Annotated in this window: 17 protein-coding genes; 9 read left to right on the forward strand and 8 right to left on the reverse strand. The window is 76.5% G+C overall.

The window, feature by feature from the left end; all coding sequences use genetic code 11:
• The first annotated feature begins 18 nt into the window (after positions 1-18).
• Positions 19-1,026, forward strand: a complete 1,008-nt coding sequence (locus O2W17_RS21370) for a sugar phosphate isomerase/epimerase family protein (protein WP_269194499.1) — start codon at positions 19-21, stop codon at positions 1,024-1,026.
• 92 nt (positions 1,027-1,118) lie between these two features.
• On the opposite strand, the gene O2W17_RS21375 is transcribed toward O2W17_RS21370, so the two are convergent.
• Positions 1,119-2,705, reverse strand: coding sequence for a DEAD/DEAH box helicase (locus O2W17_RS21375; protein ID WP_269194500.1), 1,587 nt, complete (start codon positions 2,703-2,705; stop codon positions 1,119-1,121).
• A gap of 358 nt (positions 2,706-3,063) precedes the next feature.
• Here O2W17_RS21375 and O2W17_RS21380 point away from each other — a divergent pair, with 358 nt between their 5' ends.
• Together O2W17_RS21380 and O2W17_RS21385 are read left to right on the forward strand one after the other, a co-directional pair.
• Positions 3,064-4,395, forward strand: coding sequence for an MFS transporter (locus O2W17_RS21380; RefSeq protein WP_269194501.1), 1,332 nt, complete (start codon positions 3,064-3,066; stop codon positions 4,393-4,395).
• A gap of 30 nt (positions 4,396-4,425) precedes the next feature.
• Complete coding sequence (locus O2W17_RS21385) at positions 4,426-4,953, forward strand: DUF4265 domain-containing protein (protein WP_269194502.1); 528 nt, start codon at positions 4,426-4,428, stop codon at positions 4,951-4,953.
• 15 nt (positions 4,954-4,968) lie between these two features.
• On the opposite strand, the gene O2W17_RS21390 is transcribed toward O2W17_RS21385, so the two are convergent.
• Genes O2W17_RS21390 through O2W17_RS21400 form a run of 3 tightly spaced genes read right to left on the reverse strand, consistent with a single transcriptional unit; the run spans position 4,969 to position 8,639 of the window.
• On the reverse strand, positions 4,969-6,603 hold the full coding sequence (locus tag O2W17_RS21390) for a GMC family oxidoreductase (RefSeq protein ID WP_269194503.1): 1,635 nt from the start codon (positions 6,601-6,603) through the stop codon (positions 4,969-4,971).
• Positions 6,600-8,141 carry an aldehyde dehydrogenase family protein gene (locus tag O2W17_RS21395; RefSeq protein WP_269194504.1) on the reverse strand — a complete coding sequence of 514 codons (1,542 nt, stop codon included), beginning with the start codon at positions 8,139-8,141 and terminating at the stop codon, positions 6,600-6,602. Before O2W17_RS21395 ends, O2W17_RS21390 begins: the two co-directional genes overlap by 4 nt.
• A 57-nt stretch (positions 8,142-8,198) precedes the next feature.
• Positions 8,199-8,639: an ATP-binding protein gene (locus tag O2W17_RS21400; protein WP_269194505.1), complete on the reverse strand. Its 441-nt coding sequence runs from the start codon at positions 8,637-8,639 to the stop codon at positions 8,199-8,201.
• 136 nt (positions 8,640-8,775) lie between these two features.
• On the opposite strand from O2W17_RS21400, the gene O2W17_RS21405 reads away from it, so the two are divergent.
• Positions 8,776-11,760, forward strand: a complete 2,985-nt coding sequence (locus O2W17_RS21405) for a sacsin N-terminal ATP-binding-like domain-containing protein (RefSeq protein ID WP_269194506.1) — start codon at positions 8,776-8,778, stop codon at positions 11,758-11,760.
• Positions 11,761-11,770: 10 nt separating this feature from the next.
• Here O2W17_RS21405 and O2W17_RS21410 read toward each other — a convergent pair whose 3' ends face one another.
• Both O2W17_RS21410 and O2W17_RS21415 read right to left on the reverse strand, forming a co-directional pair.
• A complete protein-coding gene (locus O2W17_RS21410; RefSeq protein ID WP_269194507.1) occupies positions 11,771-12,130 on the reverse strand; it encodes a hypothetical protein in 360 nt (119 codons plus the stop codon).
• A gap of 234 nt (positions 12,131-12,364) precedes the next feature.
• Positions 12,365-12,709 (reverse strand): hypothetical protein, encoded by a 345-nt coding sequence (locus O2W17_RS21415; protein ID WP_269194508.1) that lies wholly within the window; start codon positions 12,707-12,709, stop codon positions 12,365-12,367.
• 242 nt (positions 12,710-12,951) lie between these two features.
• On the opposite strand from O2W17_RS21415, the gene O2W17_RS21420 reads away from it, so the two are divergent.
• From O2W17_RS21420 to fabG, 3 genes are all read left to right on the forward strand, one after another.
• Positions 12,952-13,347, forward strand: coding sequence for an STAS domain-containing protein (locus tag O2W17_RS21420; protein WP_269194509.1), 396 nt, complete (start codon positions 12,952-12,954; stop codon positions 13,345-13,347).
• A 121-nt stretch (positions 13,348-13,468) separates the two neighbouring features.
• Positions 13,469-14,680, forward strand: a complete 1,212-nt coding sequence (locus O2W17_RS21425) for an acetyl-CoA C-acetyltransferase (protein WP_269194510.1) — start codon at positions 13,469-13,471, stop codon at positions 14,678-14,680.
• 89 nt (positions 14,681-14,769) lie between these two features.
• The gene (gene fabG, locus O2W17_RS21430; protein ID WP_269194511.1) at positions 14,770-15,537 is read left to right on the forward strand and encodes a 3-oxoacyl-ACP reductase FabG; all 768 of its coding nucleotides are present in this window, start codon (positions 14,770-14,772) and stop codon (positions 15,535-15,537) included.
• Here the strand turns inward: fabG and O2W17_RS21435 are convergent.
• Complete coding sequence (locus tag O2W17_RS21435) at positions 15,534-16,409, reverse strand: DUF1206 domain-containing protein (RefSeq protein ID WP_269194512.1); 876 nt, start codon at positions 16,407-16,409, stop codon at positions 15,534-15,536. The two genes, fabG and O2W17_RS21435, sit on opposite strands and share 4 nt — an antisense overlap.
• Positions 16,409-17,263: a DUF1206 domain-containing protein gene (locus O2W17_RS21440; protein ID WP_269194513.1), complete on the reverse strand. Its 855-nt coding sequence runs from the start codon at positions 17,261-17,263 to the stop codon at positions 16,409-16,411. The genes O2W17_RS21435 and O2W17_RS21440 overlap by 1 nt, the downstream gene beginning before the upstream one ends.
• 117 nt (positions 17,264-17,380) lie before the next feature.
• Between O2W17_RS21440 and O2W17_RS21445 the strand changes: the two genes are divergently transcribed.
• Both O2W17_RS21445 and O2W17_RS21450 read left to right on the forward strand, forming a co-directional pair.
• Positions 17,381-18,043 (forward strand): hypothetical protein, encoded by a 663-nt coding sequence (locus tag O2W17_RS21445; protein ID WP_269194514.1) that lies wholly within the window; start codon positions 17,381-17,383, stop codon positions 18,041-18,043.
• 78 nt (positions 18,044-18,121) lie between these two features.
• Positions 18,122-19,729, forward strand: coding sequence for an SIR2 family NAD-dependent protein deacylase (locus O2W17_RS21450; RefSeq protein ID WP_269194515.1), 1,608 nt, complete (start codon positions 18,122-18,124; stop codon positions 19,727-19,729).
• Positions 19,730-19,757: the final 28 nt, after the last annotated feature.

A 19,757-nucleotide genomic window follows, 5' to 3' on the forward strand; every position in this document is an offset into this window, starting at 1 on the left:
CCTGCGAGGAGACGCCTGATGCCCCGTCCCGTCACCCTCTTCACCGGCCAGTGGGCCGACCTGCCGTTCGAGGAGATGTGCCGGCTGGCCTCCGGCTGGGGCTACGACGGCCTGGAGATCGCCTGCTGGGGCGACCACCTCGACGTCGAGCGGGCCGCGAACGACGACAGCTACGTCCAGGAGAAGCTCGAGCTGCTGAAGCGCCACGACCTGCAGGTCTTCGCGATCTCCAACCACCTCAACGGCCAGGCCGTCTGCGACGACCCGATCGACGAGCGGCACCGCGGCATGGTGCACCCGCGCGTGTGGGGCGACGGCGACCCCGAGGGCGTCCGGCAGCGGGCGGCCGAGGAGATGAAGCTGACCGCGCGGGCGGCGCGCAAGCTCGGCGTCGACGTCGTCGTCGGGTTCACCGGGTCGAAGATCTGGAAGACCGTGGCGATGTTCCCGCCGGTGCCCGAGTCGATGATCGAGGAGGGCTACCAGGACTTCGCCGACCGCTGGAACCCGATCCTCGACGTCTTCGACGAGGTCGGCGTGAAGTTCGCGCACGAGGTGCACCCGTCGGAGATCGCGTACGACTACTGGACGACGGTCCGCACCATGGAGGCCATCGGCCACCGGGAGGCCTTCGGGCTGAACTGGGACCCGTCGCACTTCGTCTGGCAGGACCTCGACCCGGTGTCGTTCATCTGGGACTTCAAGGACCGGATCTACCACGTCGACTGCAAGGACGCGAAGAAGCAGGTCGGCAACGGGCGCAACGGCCGGATGGGCTCGCACCTGCCCTGGGCCGACCCGCGGCGCGGCTGGGACTTCGTCTCCACCGGCCACGGCGACGTCCCGTGGGAGGCGTGCTTCCGGATGCTCAACACCATCGGCTACGACGGGCCGATCTCGGTGGAGTGGGAGGACGCCGGGATGGACCGGCTCCTGGGCGCCCCGGAGGCGCTGGAATTCGTGCGCCGGCTGGCGTTCGACCCGCCCGCGGCCGCCTTCGACGCGGCCTTCGCCAGCGGGAACTGAGGCTCCGGCGGTTCCGAGGAACCGCCGGTGGGGGAGCGGAGAGCCCGGGGGCGGGCGGCGGAAGACGTTCTGCCGCCCGCCCCCGGGTGGTCTCAGCGGCCCCGGCGGGAGCGGGAGCTGAACGACGCGGCGCTCGACGTGCCGGCGCGCGCCGCGAGCTCCGCGCGGGTGCGCGCGGGACCGGACGCGCGACCCGAGCCGCCGGACCGGCCGGCGCCGGCCGAGCTGCTGCGGCCGCCCGTGGACGCCGCACCGGCGGAGGAGTCGCGACCCGAGCCGCCGCTGCGACGGCGACCGCCGCCACGGGCCTGCTGCTGCTGCGGCTCGACCACCGGCGCCGGCTCCACGTAGGGAGCGGGCGGGCCGGTGAGCGCGGTGATCTGCCGGGCGCCGGGCTTGATGGCCGACACCTCGGGGGTGATCCCGGCCTGCCGGGCCAGGGTGCGGACCTCGCCGGCCTGGTCGGGCGTGGCGATGGTGACGACGGCGCCCTCGGCGCCGGCGCGGGCGGTGCGGCCGGAGCGGTGCAGGTATGCCTTGTGCTCGGTCGGCGGGTCGACGTGCACGACGATCGCCACGTCGTCGACGTGGATGCCGCGGGCGGCGATGTCGGTGGCGCAGAGGACCCGGGACGCGCCGCTGCTGAACGCCTCGAGGTTGCGCTCGCGGGCGTTCTGGCTCAGGTTGCCGTGCAGGTCCACGGCCGGCACGCCGGCCGCCGTGAGCTGCTTGGCCAGCTTCTTGGCCTGGTGCTTGGTCCGGGTGAACAGCACGCTGCGGCCCAGGCCCGAGGCCAGCTCCTGGACGACCTTGCCCTTGTCGGCGGCGTCCACGCGGAAGACGTGGTGGGTCATGGTGCTGACCGGGGCCACGGCCGGGTCGACCGAGTGCGTCGTCGGGTTGCTCAGGTAGCGCTTGACCAGCACGTCGACGCCGTTGTCCAGCGTGGCGGAGAAGAGCATCCGCTGGCCGACCTTCGGGGTGCGGTCCATGATCCGCTTGACGCCGGGCAGGAAGCCCAGGTCGGCCATGTGGTCGGCCTCGTCGAGGATCGTCACCTCGATGGCGCCCAGGTCGCAGTGGCCCTGGCCGATCAGGTCCTCGAGCCGGCCGGGGCAGGCGATGACGACGTCGAGGCCACCGGCGAGCGCCTGGACCTGCGGGTTCTGCCCGACGCCACCGAAGATCGTCGTCGTCCTCATGCCCAGGGCGCGGGCCATCGGGTCGACGACGGCGGCGACCTGGTTGGCCAGCTCGCGGGTCGGGACCAGGATCAGGGAGCGGGGCCGCTTGGGCTGCCGCTTGCTGGTGGAGGCGGCCAGCCGGGCGACCAGCGGCAGGGAGAAGGCCAGGGTCTTGCCCGAGCCGGTGCGGCCGCGGCCCAGCACGTCGCGGCCGCCGAGGCTGTCGGGCAGCGTCGCGACCTGGATCGGGAACGGCGAGGTGATGCCGCTGGCGGTCAGCACCTCGACGAGCGGGGCGGGCACGCCGAGGGCGGCGAACGTGGTGTCGGTGGGCAGCACGGTGGCGTCCGCGCCGACGGGGACGACCGGCGCGGCCGGCGCGGCGGCCGGGACCTGCTGCTGGTTCTGCTGCTCGCCGGCCGGGCGGGCGCCGCGGCCGCGTCCGCCACGACGGCGACGCGGGCCGCTCTCGGAGGGGGCGGGGGTGTTGTGCATGGAGGTCAATGGAGTCCTTCGACGCTCGGTCGGCCGGACGAGCACCTCGGCGAGCGCGAGCGCCGGCGCGCCTGCACGGGGGCAGGGCGGGCTCGCATCGTCGGCGAGACGTCGGTCAGCCGGGCGCACCAAGGTGGCGCAGCCTCAGCCCGACGTCGATTCCTGCCGCTCCGGATGAGCGAGGGCGGCGCCGGTACACCCCACTCAACCAGACCGGGCTGCCGCGTGGTCCCACCGGGAGGGAGTGTCAGGTCACATCGGGTGAGAACCGGGCCGCGCCGCCGGACGGCGGGAACGTTGCCGAAGGCGGCGGTCCGGCGGCTGGGAACGGGCCGGGCCGTGGGTCATGCTGCCCTGCGTGACCGTGCACGACCCGCTGATCCGCACCGCAGCGCCGCACCGCATCCACCCGGCCTGGTGGGTGGCGGCGGTGACGTTCCTGGCGCTGGTCGGTGCGGCCGCCTTCCGGGCGGTGCCCGGCGTGCTGATCGACCCGCTGCGGGCGGAGTTCGGCTGGTCGGTGTCCACCATCTCGGCCGCGGTCGCCGTCAACATGGCGCTGTACGGGCTGACGGCGCCGTTCGCCGCGGCGCTCATGGAGCGGTTCGGCATCCGCCGGGTGGTGATGGGCGCGCTGCTGGTCGTGGCGCTGGGCAGCGGCCTGACCGTGTTCATGACGACCGCCTGGCAGCTGGTCCTGCTGTGGGGCGTCCTCGTCGGTCTGGGCAGCGGCGCGATGGCGCTGTCGCTGGTCGCGACGGTGACCGGCCGGTGGTTCGTCGCCCGGCGCGGCCTGGTCTCCGGCGTCCTGACCGCCGGCGGGGCGGCCGGGCAGCTGGTCTTCCTGCCGCTGGTGGCCTGGATCGACTCCGCCTGGGGCTGGCGGGCGGCCTCCCTGGGGACGACGGCGGCCGCGCTGGCGGTCCTGCCGCTGGTGGCCTGGCTGCTGCGCGACCGGCCCCGCGACCTCGGCGTCGCCCCGTACGGCGGCACGGCGGCCGACGACCCCGAGCCGGTGCGGGCCGGCGCCGCGCGCGTGGCGATGCGGGGGCTGGCCGAGGCGGCGCGCGCCCGGCCGTTCTGGCTGCTGGCGCTGGGCTTCTTCATCTGCGGCATGTCGACCAACGGGCTGGTGCAGCCGCACTTCATCCCGGCGGCCCACGACCACGGCATGCCGGTGACGACGGCGGCCGGGCTGCTCGCCGTCGTCGGCGTCTTCGACATCGCCGGGACCGTCCTCTCCGGCTGGCTGACCGACCGGGTGGACCCGCGGGTGCTGCTGCTGGCCTACTACGGGCTGCGCGGGTTCTCCCTGTTCCTGCTGCCGCCGCTGTTCGGGCCGGAGCTGCACGTCAGCATGGTCGCCTTCATCGTGTTCTACGGGCTGGACTGGGTGGCCACCGTGCCGCCCACGCTGGCGCTCTGCCGCGAGCACTTCGGCGCCCGCGCCCCGGTCGTGTTCGGCTGGGTCTTCGCCGCCCACCAGATCGGTTCGGCGGTCGCCGCGTTCGGCGGCGGGGTGATCCGCGACGTCACCGGCTCCTACGACCTCGCCTGGTTCCTCGCCGGTGGGCTGTGCCTGCTGGCTGCGGCGGCGTCGATCTCCATCCGCCGGAACCCCCCGCCGCGCCCGGAGGGCACCCGGCCGCCCGCGCCGGAGGAGGCCGCGGCCGACGCCGCCCACGGCTGACGCCGGCACCGGCGTCCCTAGGCTGGGGCGGTGACGACCAGCTACCTCGAGCACCCCGCCCGGGTCACGCGCCTGCGCGACGGCGCCGTCGAGGTGCACCCGGAGGCCGCGACCGCTCCGCAGACGGTGTGGGTGGCCGTCTACCCCGGCGGGGACGGCGAAGCCGCCTGGGAGGGCCTGCGGGCGCACCCGTCGGGCGAGGGCCGCGCCGTGCTCGCCGCCGTGCCGGTGTTCGCCTACGACCTGCACCTCGGTGACGAGGTGGAGGTGGTGGCGACCGTCGAGGGACCGCTCGTGGCGGTGCGCCCGCTGCGGGACGCCGGGCGGCACACCTACCGGGTGTGGTTCCCGGACTGGCCCGACCTCGAGCGCGACGAGCGCGCCCAGGAGCTGCAGGCCGAGCTGGAGCGGTTCGGCTGCTGGTTCGACGTGTACTCCCCGCGGCTGGTCGCGGTCTCGGCCGAGCCCGACGTCGCCGGGGCGGTCGCCGAGCACCTCGACGACCAGGAGCGCACCGGCCGGTTCATCTACGAGGTCGGCCGCCAGACCCCCGGCTGACGCGGGGCCGTGGGCTCAGCCGGCGGCGGTCAGCCGCGCGGCGGGGGTGCGGCCGAGGATGAGGTCGGCCGCCCGCTCGGCGATCATGATCGTCGGCGCGTTGGTGTTGCCGCGCACCAGCGTCGGCATCACCGAGGCGTCGACGACGCGCAGCCCCTCGATGCCGTGCACCCGCAGCCGGGAGTCGACGACCGCCTCGTCGTCGGTGCCCATCCGGCAGGAGGACACCGGGTGGTACAGCGACTCGAGGGTCTCCCGGGCCGACCGGCGCAGCGCCTCCCGGCCGTGCACGGTGCCGCCCGGTGACCACTCGTCGGCCAGCACGTCGGCCAGCGGGGCGGCCCCGGCGATCTCCCGGGCCTGCTCCACGCCGGAGACCAGCGCCTCGAGGTCGCGGTCGTCGGTGAGGTACCCGGCGTCGATCGCCGGCGTCCACGCCGGGTCTGCCGACCGCAGCCGCACCGAGCCCCGGGAGTGCACGTCCACCAGCACCACCGCGGCGGTGAAGGCGTCGACGTCGGGGTCGACCTCCGCCTGCTTCCAGAACTTGACCGGCAGGAAGTGCATCTGCAGGTCGGGCTCGGCCAGCTCCGGTCCCGACCGGGTGAACAGCCCGGCCTCGGCCAGGTTGGAGGTCAGCGGCCCACGGCGGGCGCCGAACCAGCGCGCGTAGCCCGACGGGGACTCACCGCGCAGCAGCGACTTCCCCGAGCGGACGTTCCAGACGACCGGCACCAGCGGGTGGTCCTGCAGCCCGCCGCCGACACCCGGCAGGTCGGCGACGACGTCGACGCCGACCTCGCGCAGGTGGTCGGCCGGCCCGATCCCCGAGAGCATCAGCAGCTGCGGCGAGTTCACCGCGCCGCCGGAGAGGACCACCTCGCGGCCGGCCCGGACGGTGTGCAACCGCCCGCCGCTGCGGAACTCCACCCCCGTGGCCCGGCCGCCCTCGACCAGCACCCGGGTGGTCAGGGCGCCGGTGCGGACGGTCAGGTTCGGCCGGCCCGCGGCCGGGTGCAGGTAGGCGTCGGCCGCGGACCAGCGGCGGCCGCGCTTCTGGGTCACCTGGTACTGGCCGACGCCCTCCTGGGCGGCGCCGTTGAAGTCGCCGTTGCGGGGGTGGCCGGTGGCCACCGCCGACTCGACGACCGCCGTCGTCCACGGGTGCGGGGAGCGGAGGTCCTCCACCCGCAGCGGGCCACCGACGCCGTGCCACTCGTCGGCGCCGCGGGCGTTGTCCTCCATGCGCGTGAAGAGCGGGAGCACCTGCTCGTAGGACCACGACGGGTCGCCGGTGCGCCGGGCCCACTCGTCGTAGTCGGCCCTCGAGCCCCGGATGTAGATCATCGCGTTGATCGACGAGGAGCCGCCGAGCAGCTTGCCGCGCGGCCAGAACAGCGACCGGCCGCCGAGGCCCGGCTGCTCCTCGGTGCGGTAGTTCCAGTCGCGGCGGGTGCGCCAGACCTTGTAGGAGGCGGCGGGCACCTGCACCTCGAGCAGCTTGTCCGACCCGCCGGCCTCCAGCAGCAGCACGTGCAGCGACGGGTCCTCGCTCAGCCGGCCGGCCAGCGCGCAGCCGGCCGAGCCGGCGCCCACGACGACGACGTCGTACTCGTCCCGCAGCTCGTCGCCGGAGGTCCGCCTGCTCACCTGTGCCGCCCGTGGACCATGCCCATGACCCGGGCGAGCGCGTCGGCGGCCTTCTCGGGCCGGCCGAAGCTCATCAGGTTGACCGGCAGGGGGTAGCGCTGGCGGGTGATCGCCTTGGCGCGGGTGAACTCCTTGAGCCCGTCGGCACCGTGGATGCGCCCGAAGCCGGACTCGCCGACGCCGCCGAAGGGCAGCGCGGGCACCGAGGCGAAGGTGAGCACCGAGTTGATCGAGGTCATCCCGCTGCGCATCCGCCGGGCGAGGTCCATCGCCGTGTCCTTGGACCCGGAGAAGATCGAGCCGGCCAGCCCGTAGCTGGTGTCGTTGGCCCGCTCGAGGGCCTCCTCGGCGTCGCGCACCTTCGTGATGGTGAGCGTCGGGCCGAAGGTCTCCTCGCGCACCGCCGCCGACGTCTCGGGGACGTCGAGCAGCACCGTCGGCGCGACGTAACCTTCGCCCGGTGCGGCATCGCCGCCGACCACCCGGCCACCCGCGGCGGTCGCATCGGACACGTGCCGGCGGACGACGTCGATCTGCGACGGCATCGTCATCGGGCCGTAGGTGGCCTCGTCGTCCGACCCCGGCCGCAGCGTGCGCACCTGGGCGGTGACCGCGTCGACGAACCGGTCGTAGACCGCCGAGGTGGCGTACACCCGCTCGATCCCGATGCAGGTCTGGCCGCCGTTGCTCATCGCGCCCCAGACGGCGGCGTCGGCGGCGGCCGCCACGTCGGCGTCGTCGTCGACGATCATCGCGTCCTTCCCGCCGAGCTCCATGAGCACCGGGGTGAGGGTCTCGGCGCAGGCGGCCATGACCTTCCGGCCGGTGGCGGCCGAGCCGGTGAAGGCGAGCTTGTCGACGGGCACGCGGCACAGCGCGGCACCGGTCGAGCCGAAGCCGGTGACCACCTGGAAGGCGTCGGCGGCGTCGGGGACGGCGGCCCGCCAGGCGGTGGCGAGCCAGGCGCCGACGGCCGGGGTGAACTCCGAGGGCTTGAAGACGACGGCGTTGCCGGCGGCCAGCGCGTAGGCGATCGAGCCCATCGGCGTGAACACCGGGTAGTTCCACGGGCCGATGACGCCGATGACGCCCATCGGCTGGTACTCGAGGTAGGCGGCGTGGTTGGCGGCGAGCATCCCGGAGGCGACCCGGCGGGGACCGAGCGTCTTCCGGGCGTGCCCGGCCGCCCACGCGAGGTGGTCGATCGACAGGGTGATCTCGAGGATCGCGTCGGCGTGCGGCTTGCCGTTCTCGCGGTGCACCAGGTCGGCCAGCTCGTGCATCCGGCGGGCCAGGTAGCCGCGGTAGGCCGACAGCCGCTGCTTGCGCCCGTCGAAACCCAGGCCGGCCCAGTGCGTGGCGGCGACCCGGGCCCGGGCGACGGTCTCGCCGACGGCGGTCGCGTCGTGCACCGGGAAGACGCCGACGACCGCGCCGGTGGCCGGCGCCGTCGACTCGAAGGTCTCGGTGGTGGCGTGCCGGTCGACCGTGCCCGCGGCGCCGCCGGTGACCGTGTCCAACTCTTCGCTGAGCGACATAGTGACGCACGTTACCCGCGGGTCACATACACCAGGGCCGGAGTCGCCCGGAGGGGGTCAGGCCGTGGTCGGCCGGCCGTCGACGACCGCCCAGGCCGTCTTCCGCCCGAGGTCGGCGAACCAGCCGTGCGCCACCGACAGGTCGGCGACCAGGTAGAGGCCGAAGCCGCCGAGGCCGGGGTCGCGGCCCTTCGCCGGGGTGGGCGGGACGTCGGGCCTGGAGTCCCGCACGGCGATCAGCCATTCGTCGCCGTCGCGGGCGAGGATCGCCGCCACCGGGGTGCCCCCGTGGCGCAGCGCGTTGGAGGTCAGCTCGTCGGCGATCAGCACCAGGCGCTCGGACCAGTGGTCCCGCTCGGGGTGCAGCACGGTGGCGCTGCCGGTCATGGAGCGGCGCAGCCGGGCACGCAGCCCGGCCAGCTCGCCGAGGGAGCACAGCTGCTGGCACCAGATCTCGGCGAAGGCGGTCGGCGGGCGCGCGGACTGCCAGAGCGCCACCACGACCGCCTCTCATCGCCGGCCCTGCTCGCCGGTTCGTCCCTGGGCCGGACCGTGCCCGTTCTCCGGTGGCTCGAACCCTCGCCTCACCCGGAAGGAGCCCGGGCGCCGGCAGCGGGGCCCTAGGGTCCGGCGCATGGCCGATCGCACCGCCGGCGGGGACCCCTTCGGCACGGCCGGCCTCCGCCGCCGGGTGCTCGACGCGTGGGCCGCGTCCCCGGCCCGCTTCCGGGAGGACGCCAACGCCGAGGAGGACCTGGTCCGGGGCGGCTACCGCGACCGGGTGCTCGTCGAGCTGGCGCAGAACGCCGCCGACGCCGCCGCCCGCGGGGCCCGCCCGGGACGGCTGCGGCTGGAGCTGTCGGACGGTGTCCTCCGGGCGGCCAACACCGGGGCGCCCCTGGACGCCGCCGGGGTGCTGGGCCTGGCCACGCTGCGGGCCTCGGCCAAGCGGGACGAGACCGGGGTGGTCGGCCGGTTCGGGGTCGGGTTCGCCGCCGTGCTCGCGGTGAGCGACGAGCCGGCGGTGGTGTCCCGCACCGGGGGCGTGCGGTTCAGCGCCGCGGGCACCCGCGCGGAGGTGGCGGCGCCGGCCCCGCTGGCGGCTGAGCTGGCCCGCCGGGACGGCGCCGTGCCCGTGCTGCGGCTGCCCTGGCCGGCCCGGGGCGAGCCGCCCGAGGGGTTCGACACCGAGGTGGTGCTGCCGCTGCGCCCCGGGGCGCGGCCCGCGCTCGCCGCCGCGCTGCGGGACCTCTCCGCCGAACTGCTGCTCGCCCTGCCCGGGCTCGCGGCGGTGGAGGTCGTCGTCGACGGCGTGCGCCGCGAGCTGGCACGGAGCGGGGCGCCGCCGGAGGTGCGGCTGAGCGAGGACGGCGTCGTCACCCCTTGGGCGGTGGCGCAGCGGTCGGGCGAGCTGCCGGAGCGGCTGCGGGCCGGCCGGGCCGCCGAGGAGCGCGACCGCCGGGCGTGGACGGTGACCTGGGCGGTCCCGGTGGACGGCGCGGGGTGCGTGCTGCCCCTGACCGGCCCCCAGGTGGTGCACGCCCCGACGGCCGGCGACGAGCCCCTGTCGCTGCCGTTGCGGCTGATCGCGCCGTTCCCGCTCGGCCCCGACCGGCGGCACGTGCTGCCCGGGCCGGTCACCGACGTCCTGGTCGCGGCCGCCGCGGACACGCTGGCCGACCTGGTCGGGCGGCTGCCGGCGGACCCGGCGCTGCTCGCCCTCGTCCCGCGGGTCGGGCTGGCCGGCGCCGAGCTCGACGCCGCCCTGTCGACGGCGGTGCTCGGCCGGCTGCGGGAGACGCCCTGGCTGCCGGTCGCGGGAGAGCCGGGGGAGCGCCAGGTCCCGGCCCGGGCGGTCGTCCTCGACGACGCCGACGAGGCCCGGGTGGCGGCGCTGACCGGGGCGCTGCCGGGGCTGCTGCCGGCCGGCTGGTCGCGGCGCGAGGGCCGGCCGGCGCTCGCCGCCCTCGGGGCCGTCCGGGCGGGGACGGCCGAGGTGGGAGAGGCGGTGCGCGGGCTGGACCGCCCGGCGGGCTGGTGGGCGGAGCTCTACGCCGCCTTCGCCGACGCGGACCGGGAGGCGCTCGCCGCGCTGCCGGTGCCGCTGGCCGACGGGCGGACGGCGCACGGCCCGGCGGGGGTGCTGCTGCCCGAACCGGGGCTCCCGGTCCGGCGGCTGGCCGCGCTGCCGCTGCGGTTGGCCGACCCGGCGGCCGTGACGCCGCCCGGTGCGCGCCGGCTGCTGGAGCGGCTCGGTGCCCGACCGGCGACGGCGGCGGCGGTGCTGGCCGATCCGGCGGTGCGGGCCGCGGTGGAGGGCTCGCTGGACCGCGCCGAGGACCGGTTCGCTCCCGGCGCAGACGCCGAGGAGCTGGCCGACGCGGTGCTGGCGCTCGCCGCCGCCGCGCCCGGCGCGGCCCGGGACCTGCCGTGGCTGGCCGAGCTCGCCCTCCCCGACGCCGACTGCGGCTTCGCGCCGGCGGGCGAGCTGGTGCTGCCGGGGTCCCCGCTCGCCGCCGTCCTCGAGGAGGGCGCGCTGGGCGCCCTCGACCCGGCGTTCGCCGCCCGCGCCGACGCCGGTGCGCTGCGGGCCGTCGGCGTGCTGGACGGGTTCGCGCTGGTGCGGGGCGACGACCCCGACGACCTCGACGTCGACGGTGCCGGCGAGTGGGCCGACGCCGTCCTGGACCGGCTGCCCCCGGGGCCGCCGCCCGTCTGGCCGCCGCTGGTCGCCGTGCGGGACCTCGAGCTGGTCGCCGACTGGGCGGGTGCGCTGCCGCTGCTGGCCGCCGCACCGGCCGAGGCGTGGGCGGACGTCATGGTCGGCGGGGTGGCCGCGCCCGGCTACCTGCGGTGGTGGCTGCTGACCCACCCGGTGCTGGCCGGCCGGTGCCCGGGGCGGCTGGCGCACCCGGGGAGCACGGAGCTGGCCGGGCTCTACGACCCCGCGCCGCTGGACGAGCCGCTGCTGGGGCTGCTGCGCCCGCCGGCGACGCTGGACGACGTCCTCGCCGATGCCGACGGCGCGCTGGACCTGCTCGACCGGCTCGGGGACCCGGCCCGCACCGTGCGCCCCGGCGTCCTCGCCACCGTCCACGCCCGGCTGGCCGTCGCCCTCGACGGGCTGGACGTGGCGCCGCCGGCGCGGGTGCGGGTCGCGCCGGGGCGGGTGGTGGAGCGGGCGGTGGTGCTGGACGCGCCCCACCTGGTCCCGCTGCTGGACCTGCCGGTGGTGCCCGCCGGCGGGGCGCCGGACGCGGTGGCCGACCTGCTGGACCTCCCGCTGGCCGGGGAGGTGGTGCGGGGCGCCGTGACCAGCGCGCCGGAGCGCCGGCTTCGCTGGGCGGAGCTGCCCGGCGCCGCGCTGGCCGCCGCCCGGCTCGGCCGGGACGGGCTGGTGGGGGAGGTGGCCGTGCACCGGCCGCTGACCGTGGACGGGCGGCCGGTCGCGTGGTGGCCGGGGGAGGACGCCGACCACGTCGACGGCAGCCCGGAAGCGCTCGGGCGCGCGCTGGCGTGGCGGACGGGCGCCTGGTCGCTGCGGCAGGCGCTGGCCGAGGCGTTCGCCTTCCCCGACCGCGCCGACGACCTGGCGGCCGAGGACGCGGTCGGGGACTGACCCGCGGCGGTCACGAACCCCAGCGGGGCACGGCCATTGCCGCCGGTGCGTGCCCGTGCGGCGAGGTGCGGCCACCGGCCCGACCCCCAGCAGGCGCGGCCGGCACGGGGGCCGTCGCCGCCCAGCAGCGGTACAGCGATCCCCACTGCGCCGCGGTGAGGGATCCGGCCCGGGTGGTGGGGGGCAGGGACTCCTGGTGCAGCCAGCGGACCCCGGACGGGCCGGGCAACTGGGCGCGGAGGACCGCGCCGAGCGGGGCCGACGGCCGGGCGAGGACGGCGGCGGCGAGCCGGTCGAACGCGGGGGAGTCGGTGTCGGGCAGCGCGCCGCGGGCCTCGGCGGCGGCGGGCGGGAGGGCAGGACGTGACACGGGGTGCCTCCTGAGGAGGTCGGCACGGGTGCCGGCGGGCGTGCGGGCAGCACGGGACCCGGCCGGACGGGGGAGGGGTGGCGCCCGGGGGCGCGGACGGCGGGCGGCGGCTGGCGGCCGCGCCGCGGCAGGTCGGCTCGGGAAGGGGCGGGCTCGGGGAGCGGCCGCACTCAGTTGCGCATGCCGGTCACCGTAGGGACGCCGGGGCGCGGCGTCGAGCGGATTACCGGGGGCTCAGCGGCCGGCGGGGTCGCTGCCCGGGGTGCCGGCCTTGCGCGCCTGCCGGGCCTGGTAGGCCTCCCAGCGGGCGCGGTCGCGAGCGCGCGCACCGGCGTTGCGGTCCCACTTCTCCTTGCGCCGGCGGGCCCGGGCGTGCTCCCGCTCCTCGAAGGTCGCGTGCGACTCCCAGTCGCTGGCCGCCACGACCACGCCCACGGCCGTGACCGTCATGATCGCGACGGCCGCCGCGACGATCGGGTCGAGCAGCCAGAACGCGCCGGCCGCGACGGCCGCACCCGCGACGACGGCGACCAGCAGCAGCGGGGACGGGCGCCGGGACGGCGGCCGGGACTCGGTCACGCCCGCCAGTATCCGCCGGGGACGGCGAGCGGACGGGGGAGGCTCGTCACACGGTCCGGCCGGGCATCGGTCCCGGGAGCGCGCGGCGGGTGCGCCGACGCCCGAGGCCCTTGCGGACGAGGTCCCCGGTCCCTACGGTCGGACCAGCGGTTCAACATGCAGCCGTGCCCCGCCAGTGCTGGTCGTCGTCTCGTTCGCGTGCGCAGGCTCACTGGTCCGGTACCCGCCCCGAGAGGCACCCCGTGACCGCTTCCTCGCTCGACCGTTCCTTCCCCTCCGCAACGGCCGGGCCGGACGCCGCCGCGCCCGCGCTGGTCACCCTCGAGGTGTCCGGCACCCCGTCCCTGCCGCGGCTGACCGCCGCCGGGGAGATCGACTGCACCTCGGCGCCGCAGGTCCGCGTCGTCCTCGACCGGCTGCTCGACGCCGCGCCGCGGGAGGTCGTCGTCGACCTCACCGCCGTCACCTTCCTGGACTCCGCCGGGCTGTGCGCCCTGGCGGCCACGCATCGGCGGGCGCTGGCCGACGGTGGGCGGCTCCGGGTCCTCGCCGCCACCCGCGCGGTGATCCGGCCGCTGCAGATCACCGGCCTGTGGGACCTGCTCGGCGGCGAACGGGTCGACTCCGCCGCCTCCTGACCCGTTCCCCGCTCGGGCCGCCCGGGGCCCGGGGGCGCGGGACGGGCGAGCGCCGGGCAGACTCGGGGGTGTTGCGCCGGCCACAGCCGTGCGCCTGGAGCGGACGAACGAGGAGGACCACGTGCGGGATGCGGTCATCTGCGAGCCCCTGCGGACGCCGGTCGGCGGATTCGGGGGGTCGCTGCGCGACGTCCCCGTCCAGGAGCTCGCGGCCACGGTCATCCGGGCGCTGATGGAGCGCACCGGCCTGCCGCCGGAGTCGGTGGACGACGTGCTGCTCGGGCACTGCTATCCGACGATGGACGCCCCGGCCCTCGGCCGGGTCGCCGCCCTCGACGCCGGCCTGCCGGTGACCGCCTCCGGTCTGCAGGTCGACCGGCGCTGCGGCTCGGGCCTCCAGGCGGTCATCTACGCGGCGATGCAGGTGCAGGCCGGCGCCTCCGACGTCGTCCTGGCCGGTGGCGCGGAGTCCATGAGCAACGCGCCCTTCTACTCGACCGCCATGCGCTGGGGCGTCAAGCCCGGGCCCGGCGTGCTGCTGGAGGACGGGCTGGCCCGCGGCCGGGTCACCGCCGGTGGCCAGAACCACCCCGTGCCCGGCGGGATGCTGGAGACCGCGGAGAACGTCCGGCGGGAGTACGGGATCGGCCGCCAGGAGCAGGACGAGTACGCCGTCCGCAGCCACCAGCGCGCTGCTGCCGCCACCGCCGAGGGGCGGTTCGCCGACGAGATCGTGCCGGTCACCGTCAAGCACCGGAAGGGCGAGACGGTCGTCGACCGGGACGAGCACATCCGCCCCGACTCGAACGTCGAGACCCTCGCCAAGCTGCGCCCGATCCTGGGCAAGAACGACCCGGACGCCACGGTCACCGCCGGCAACGCCTCCGGCCAGAACGACGGCGCCGCGGTCGCGATCGTCACCCACCCGGAGAAGGCCGCCGAGCTGGGCCTGCGCCCGCTGGCCCGCCTGGTGTCCTTCGGCGTGGGCGGCGTGCCCCCGAAGACCATGGGCATCGGCCCGGTCCCGGCGACGGCGAAGGCGCTGGCGCTGGCCGGCGTGAAGCTCGCCGACGTCGACCTGATCGAGCTCAACGAGGCGTTCGCCAGCCAGGTGCTCGGCGTCGCCAAGGAGTGGGGCTTCACCGACTCCGACTGGGAGCGCACCAACGTGAACGGCTCCGGCATCTCGCTGGGCCACCCCGTGGGGGCGACCGGTGGCCGCATCCTCGCCACGCTGCTGCGCGAGATGGACCGCCGCGAGGCCCGCTACGGCCTGGAGACCATGTGCATCGGCGGCGGCCAGGGCCTCGCCGCGCTGTTCGAGCGGGTCTGACCGAGGCCCTGTCCCTCCCACCGCGCGTATGGCTGCGGTGGCCCCCCGGACGGGGCCGGCCCCGTCCCTCCCCCTCAGAGGAGTCCTGCATGTCCGAGCCCACTGGTAGTGCCCGCGTCGCCATCGTCACCGGGGCCGCGCGCGGCATCGGTGCCGCGACCGCCCAGCGGCTGGCCGCCGACGGTTTCGCCGTCGCGGTGATCGACCTGAAGGAGGACGACGCCCGCGGCACGGTCGAGGCGATCGAGGCAGCCGGGGGCCGCGCGCTGGCCGTCGGGGCCGACGTCGGCGACGCCGAGCAGGTGCAGGCGGCCGTCGACCGGATCGCCGCGGAGCTGGGCCCGCCGGTGGTGCTGGTCAACAACGCCGGCGTCACCCGCGACAACATGCTGTTCAAGATGAGCGATGCCGACTGGGACATCGTCATGCACGTGCACCTGCGCGGCTCGTTCCTCATGACCCGGGCCACGCAGAAGCACATGATCGACCAGAAGTGGGGCCGGATCGTGAACCTGTCCAGCACCTCGGCGCTGGGCAACCGCGGTCAGGCCAACTACGCGACGGCGAAGGCGGGGCTGCAGGGCTTCACCAAGACCCTCGCCATCGAGCTGGGCAAGTTCGGCGTCACCGCGAACTCGATCGCCCCGGGGTTCATCGCCACCGACATGACGAAGGCGACCGCCGAGCGGATCGGCGAGGAGTGGGAGCCCTACGTGGCCAAGCGCGCGGCGGCGATCCCGGTCGCCCGCGCCGGTCAGCCGGAGGACATCGCGCACACCGTGTCGTTCCTGGTCAGCGAGGGCGCCGGCTTCGTATCCGGTCAGGTCATCTACGTCGCCGGCGGCCCCAAGGCCTAGGACGACGGGTCGCGGTCGGGATACCGCGCGCGGGCGAGGGCGTAGACCCCGAACGCGCCGAACCCGGCCGCGACCCCGGTGAGCAGCCACGGCCCGGCGCCCACCCCGGCGATCGCCGTCATCGCGCCGTCGAGGCCGGTGGCGGTGGAGACGTCGCGGGAGGTGGCCGCGCGCCACAGCAGGACGCCGACCAGCCCGAACGCGATGCCCTTCGCCAGGTAGCCGATCCGCCCGAGGACCTCGATCACCGGTTCCCAGCGGTCGGGGGCCGCGGGCAGGTCGATGTCGCGCAGAAAGCCCGCGGTGCAGCCGCGCACGAACACGTAGAGCCCGACGGCGACCACCCCCGCCGCGACCGCGCCGATGAGCAGCGACCCGCCGGGGATCAGCAGCGTCTCCTCGGTGAGGCCGCGCAGCCGCTCGTCCGCCTCGTACTCGAGGCCGACGGCGAACAGCAGCGCGGTGATCCCGAGGAACCCGTACACCGCGCCCTTGGCCAGGCACTTCGCGCAGACCACGGCGGTGTGCACCCGGTGCGCCGGCTCCAGCAGCCCGTGCCACCAGAGCAGCACCTCGGCGGCCTGCCACACGGCGAGGGAGAGCATGCCGAGACCGATGGCGACCAGCAGCAGCCGCCCGCCCGGTCCGCCGGCGACGGTGAGCAGCGCGCCGGTCTGGTCGGCGTCCGCGCCGCGCAGGCCCATCGCCATGCGCAGGGCCAGCACGCCGATGAGCAGGTGCATCGCCCCGTACGCGATCAGGCCGGCGCGGGCGAGGTGGGTGAGCACCGGGGAGTCGGTGACCCGGCGGACCCGGTCGACCAGGAGGTGCAGCCGGTGCACCAGGGAACGCGCGGCGGAGGCCGGCGGCATCAGGTCCGTTCGGGGAAGCGGGCGCGGACGAAGCAGAAGGCGCCGAACGCCGCGATCCCGAGCGCGACCAGCGTGAGCAGCACCTGCCCGGCGGGGGCGTCGAGCACCAGGTGGAGGGCGCCGTCGAGGCCGTCGGCCTTGGACGCGTCGAAGGTGATCGCGGACCAGACGAGCAGCCCGCCGATCAGCCCCAGGGCGACGCCCTTGCCCGGGAAGCCGGCCTGGCCCAGCCGGGTGACCAGCCGGGTGGTCCCGGCCGAGCAACCGGCGAGGTCGATCTCCTTGAGGAAGCGCTTCGTTACGCCCTTGTAGACGTGGTAGACGCCGACGCCCACCACGACCAGCCCGATGGCACCGACCAGCCACCGCCCACCGGGCCAGCCGAAGACGCCGGCCGCGGTCTGCTGCGGGGTGCTCGAGCCGCTGCTCTGCCCGGTGCCGCTGGCGTAGCGGAACGCCAGCACCGCCAGCGCCAGGTAGATGAGGGTCTTGGCGACCGCCTTGCCGGTCCGCACCAGCGCCTGCTTCCGGCGGTCGCCGGACGCGGTCAGCCCGTGCCGCCAGCGGAGGATCTCGGCGGCCTGCCACAGCGCCAGCGCGACCAGGCCGACGGTCAGCACCCAGAGCAGCGGCTCGCCCAGCGGCTGCTGGGCCAGGGTCGCCAGCGCCCCCGACTGGTCGGCCTGCTGGCCGCTGCTACCGCCCCACGCCAGCTGCAGCGCCAGCCAGGCGATCAGCAGGTGGACCAGCCCGTAGGCGACCAGCCCGACGCGGGCCAGGTGCTCGAGGGCGTCGCTGTTCCCGGCCTGCTTCGCCGTGCCCGCCGCCGACCGGGCGTTGCCCTGCACGCTCATCTCGGGTGCCCTCCTGACCTCGGTCCTGGCCGCGTGGAGCGCGGAGATGATCAGCGTGGCACGCACTCCCGTCCGGTGCCTCCTCGAGGACCCGGGCGGGTGAGGGACACTGGTGCCGTGGCGAACGGAACCGGAATCCTCTCGGCCGGCACGGTGGGCATGGCGACCCCCGAGGTGGCGCGGCGCACGTGGCCGCGCTGGCTGGCCCTCGGCGTCGGGATGGTCGCCGTCGCGGTGGTCGCGGTGGTGTGGGACGAAGCCGGTGCCCGGCTGCTCCTCGGCGCGCTGGGTCTCTTCCTGGCCGTGCGCGGCGCGGCGCTGCTGAGCGCCGCCCGCACGGGTGCGCTCGACCGCGAACCGGCCGGCCGGGCCCGGTCGCTGGGCACGGTCGCCGTCGCGGCCGGTGCCGCCGGGCTGGTCGTGGCGGTCGCCTCGGCGTCGCTGTCGGCGGCGGTGCTGCTCGTCGGCGTCCCGGTGCTGCTGCTCACCACCTCGGCGGGCCTGCTGGCCCGGGAGGGCGTCGCCCGGCGCGGCGGGCAGGCGCTGCTCGTCTGGTCGCTGCTGGTCACCGGTCTGCTCGTCGCCACCGGGCTCGCGCAGGGCTGGGACCGGGCCGCCGACGTGGCGACCGTCGTCGCCGCCCTGGCCGTCGCGGTCCTCGGCATCCCGCTGCTGATCGCCGCGGTCAACCTGCGCACGGTCGCCGCCGCGCCCGCGCCCGAGCCGGTGCGCTCCGGTTGCGGTGGCTGCGCCTGCGGCGCCGGGGGCTGCGGCTCCTGACCGCTCCGCCGCTCGCCGTCCCGGGCTGCGGCCGGAGCCGTTCCGCATATCCGCCGGGCGCTGGGTAAGGAGCACGGCGTGGGTGGACACGTCTTCGTCGTCGGCGCCGACCTCACCCGGCTCTCCTGCGACGACGTGCTGGTGCCCACCGACCGCTCCCTGCGGGTCGCCCGCAGCTGGCGCCCGCTGTTCCCCGACGAGCTGATCACCGACCAGCAGGCCGAGGGCGACTGCCTCGGCATGTCGTGGGCCGGGGACGAGCGGGTGCTCGAGGTCCCCGGGGACGGCGCCCGGCGTGCCTGGCTGGTCGACACCGTCGACGACGGCGGCCGCGGGCTGCCCTGGCTGCTCGACGGCGCCCGCGAGGCGCTGGCCGCCGTCGCCCGGCGGCGGGTGCCCGAGCCGGCGCACGGGCGGGCGCGGCGGCTGGTCGGGCTGCCTGCGCTGGGCACCGGCTGGGGCGGCGCCGCGGGCCAGCGCGGCGAGCTGCTGCAGCAGCTGCTGCCGGTGCTGCGGGCGGCCGCCGAGGAGCACGGCTTCGACGTCGCCCTGGTGCTGCGCGGGCCGAGCGACCTGGCCGCCGCTCAGCGGGTGCGCCGCGGGGAGGACGGCGGCTGGGACCTCCCCGGGCACCTGCGGCAGCTGGCCGAGGACCTGGGGGAGCGGGCCCGCCGGGGCCAGCTGGCGCTGTTCATCGGCGCCGGGGTGAGCGCGGCGGCGGGGCTGCCCACCTGGGAGGAGCTGGTCGACGAGCTGGCCACCCGCTCCGGGCTGGACGACGAGTTGCGCGCGGGGCTGTCCCGGCTGCCGCCGCAGGACTCCGCCGCGCTGCTGGCCCGGGAGCTGGGGACGGCGGAGATGGAGGCGTTCGTCGCCGAGCGGTTCGGCCCGGGGGCGTACGCGCTGGCGCACGCCCTCATCGCGGCCACCCCGGTGCAGGAGTTCGTGACCACCAACTACGACCCCCTGGTGGAGCTGGCCGCCGCCGACATCGGCCGGTCGGTGACGCTGCTGCCGTACGAGGAGGCGCGTCCCGGGGCGCCGTGGCTGCTGAAGCTGCACGGGGACGCCGCGCACCCGGAGAGCGTGGTGCTGACCCGCGAGGAGTACCTGCAGTTCGGCAACCAGGGCGCGGCGCTGGCGGGGGTGCTGCACTCGCTGCTGCTCACCCGGCACGTGCTGTTCGTGGGCACCTCGATGCTGGACGACGACCTGATCCGGATCGCCCACCAGGTGCGCACCGCGCTGCGGACGCAGGGATCGGGCACCGCCCGGCGCACCGGCACGGTGCTCGCGCTGCGCGAGGACCCGGCCCGCGCCCGCCTGTGGGAGCAGGACGTCGAGACGGTGGCGATGAGCCCCGCCGACGGCGAGCCGGCGGAGGCCGCGCGCCGGCTGGAGGTGCTGCTGGACCTCATCGGCTGCCTCTCCACCCCGCCCACCGGCTACCTGCTCGACCCGGCCTACCGCGGGCTGCTGAACGAGGAGGAGCGCGCGCTGGCCGGAGCGCTGCGGTGCGTCGCGGACGTGCTCCCCGAGGACGCGTCGTCCACCGCCGCGCTGGAGGTGGCCGGGCTGCTCCGCCGGCTGGGCCACGGCAGCTCCGCCGCCGACGGCGAGGACCCGCCGCCGGACACCGCCACCCGGCGCCACGACGACCGCACGCAGGAGCAGCGGCCGGGCTGACCACGGTTGCCCGCGGCAGCCGCTGGGC

Origin of the sequence: Blastococcus sp. VKM Ac-2987 (genome assembly GCF_026967805.1) — a bacterium.
GTDB lineage: Bacteria > Actinomycetota > Actinomycetes > Mycobacteriales > Geodermatophilaceae > Blastococcus.

Coding starts and splice junctions, on each gene's coding strand:
- O2W17_RS21440 (WP_269194513.1), bottom strand. CDS start 17,263: ATGAGCGTGCAGGGCAACGCCCGGTCGGCGGCGGGCACGGCGAAGCAG.
- fabG (WP_269194511.1), top strand. CDS start 14,770: ATGTCCGAGCCCACTGGTAGTGCCCGCGTCGCCATCGTCACCGGGGCC.
- O2W17_RS21395 (WP_269194504.1), bottom strand. CDS start 8,141: ATGTCGCTCAGCGAAGAGTTGGACACGGTCACCGGCGGCGCCGCGGGC.
- O2W17_RS21405 (WP_269194506.1), top strand. CDS start 8,776: ATGGCCGATCGCACCGCCGGCGGGGACCCCTTCGGCACGGCCGGCCTC.
- O2W17_RS21375 (WP_269194500.1), bottom strand. CDS start 2,705: ATGCACAACACCCCCGCCCCCTCCGAGAGCGGCCCGCGTCGCCGTCGT.
- O2W17_RS21370 (WP_269194499.1), top strand. CDS start 19: ATGCCCCGTCCCGTCACCCTCTTCACCGGCCAGTGGGCCGACCTGCCG.
- O2W17_RS21435 (WP_269194512.1), bottom strand. CDS start 16,409: ATGCCGCCGGCCTCCGCCGCGCGTTCCCTGGTGCACCGGCTGCACCTC.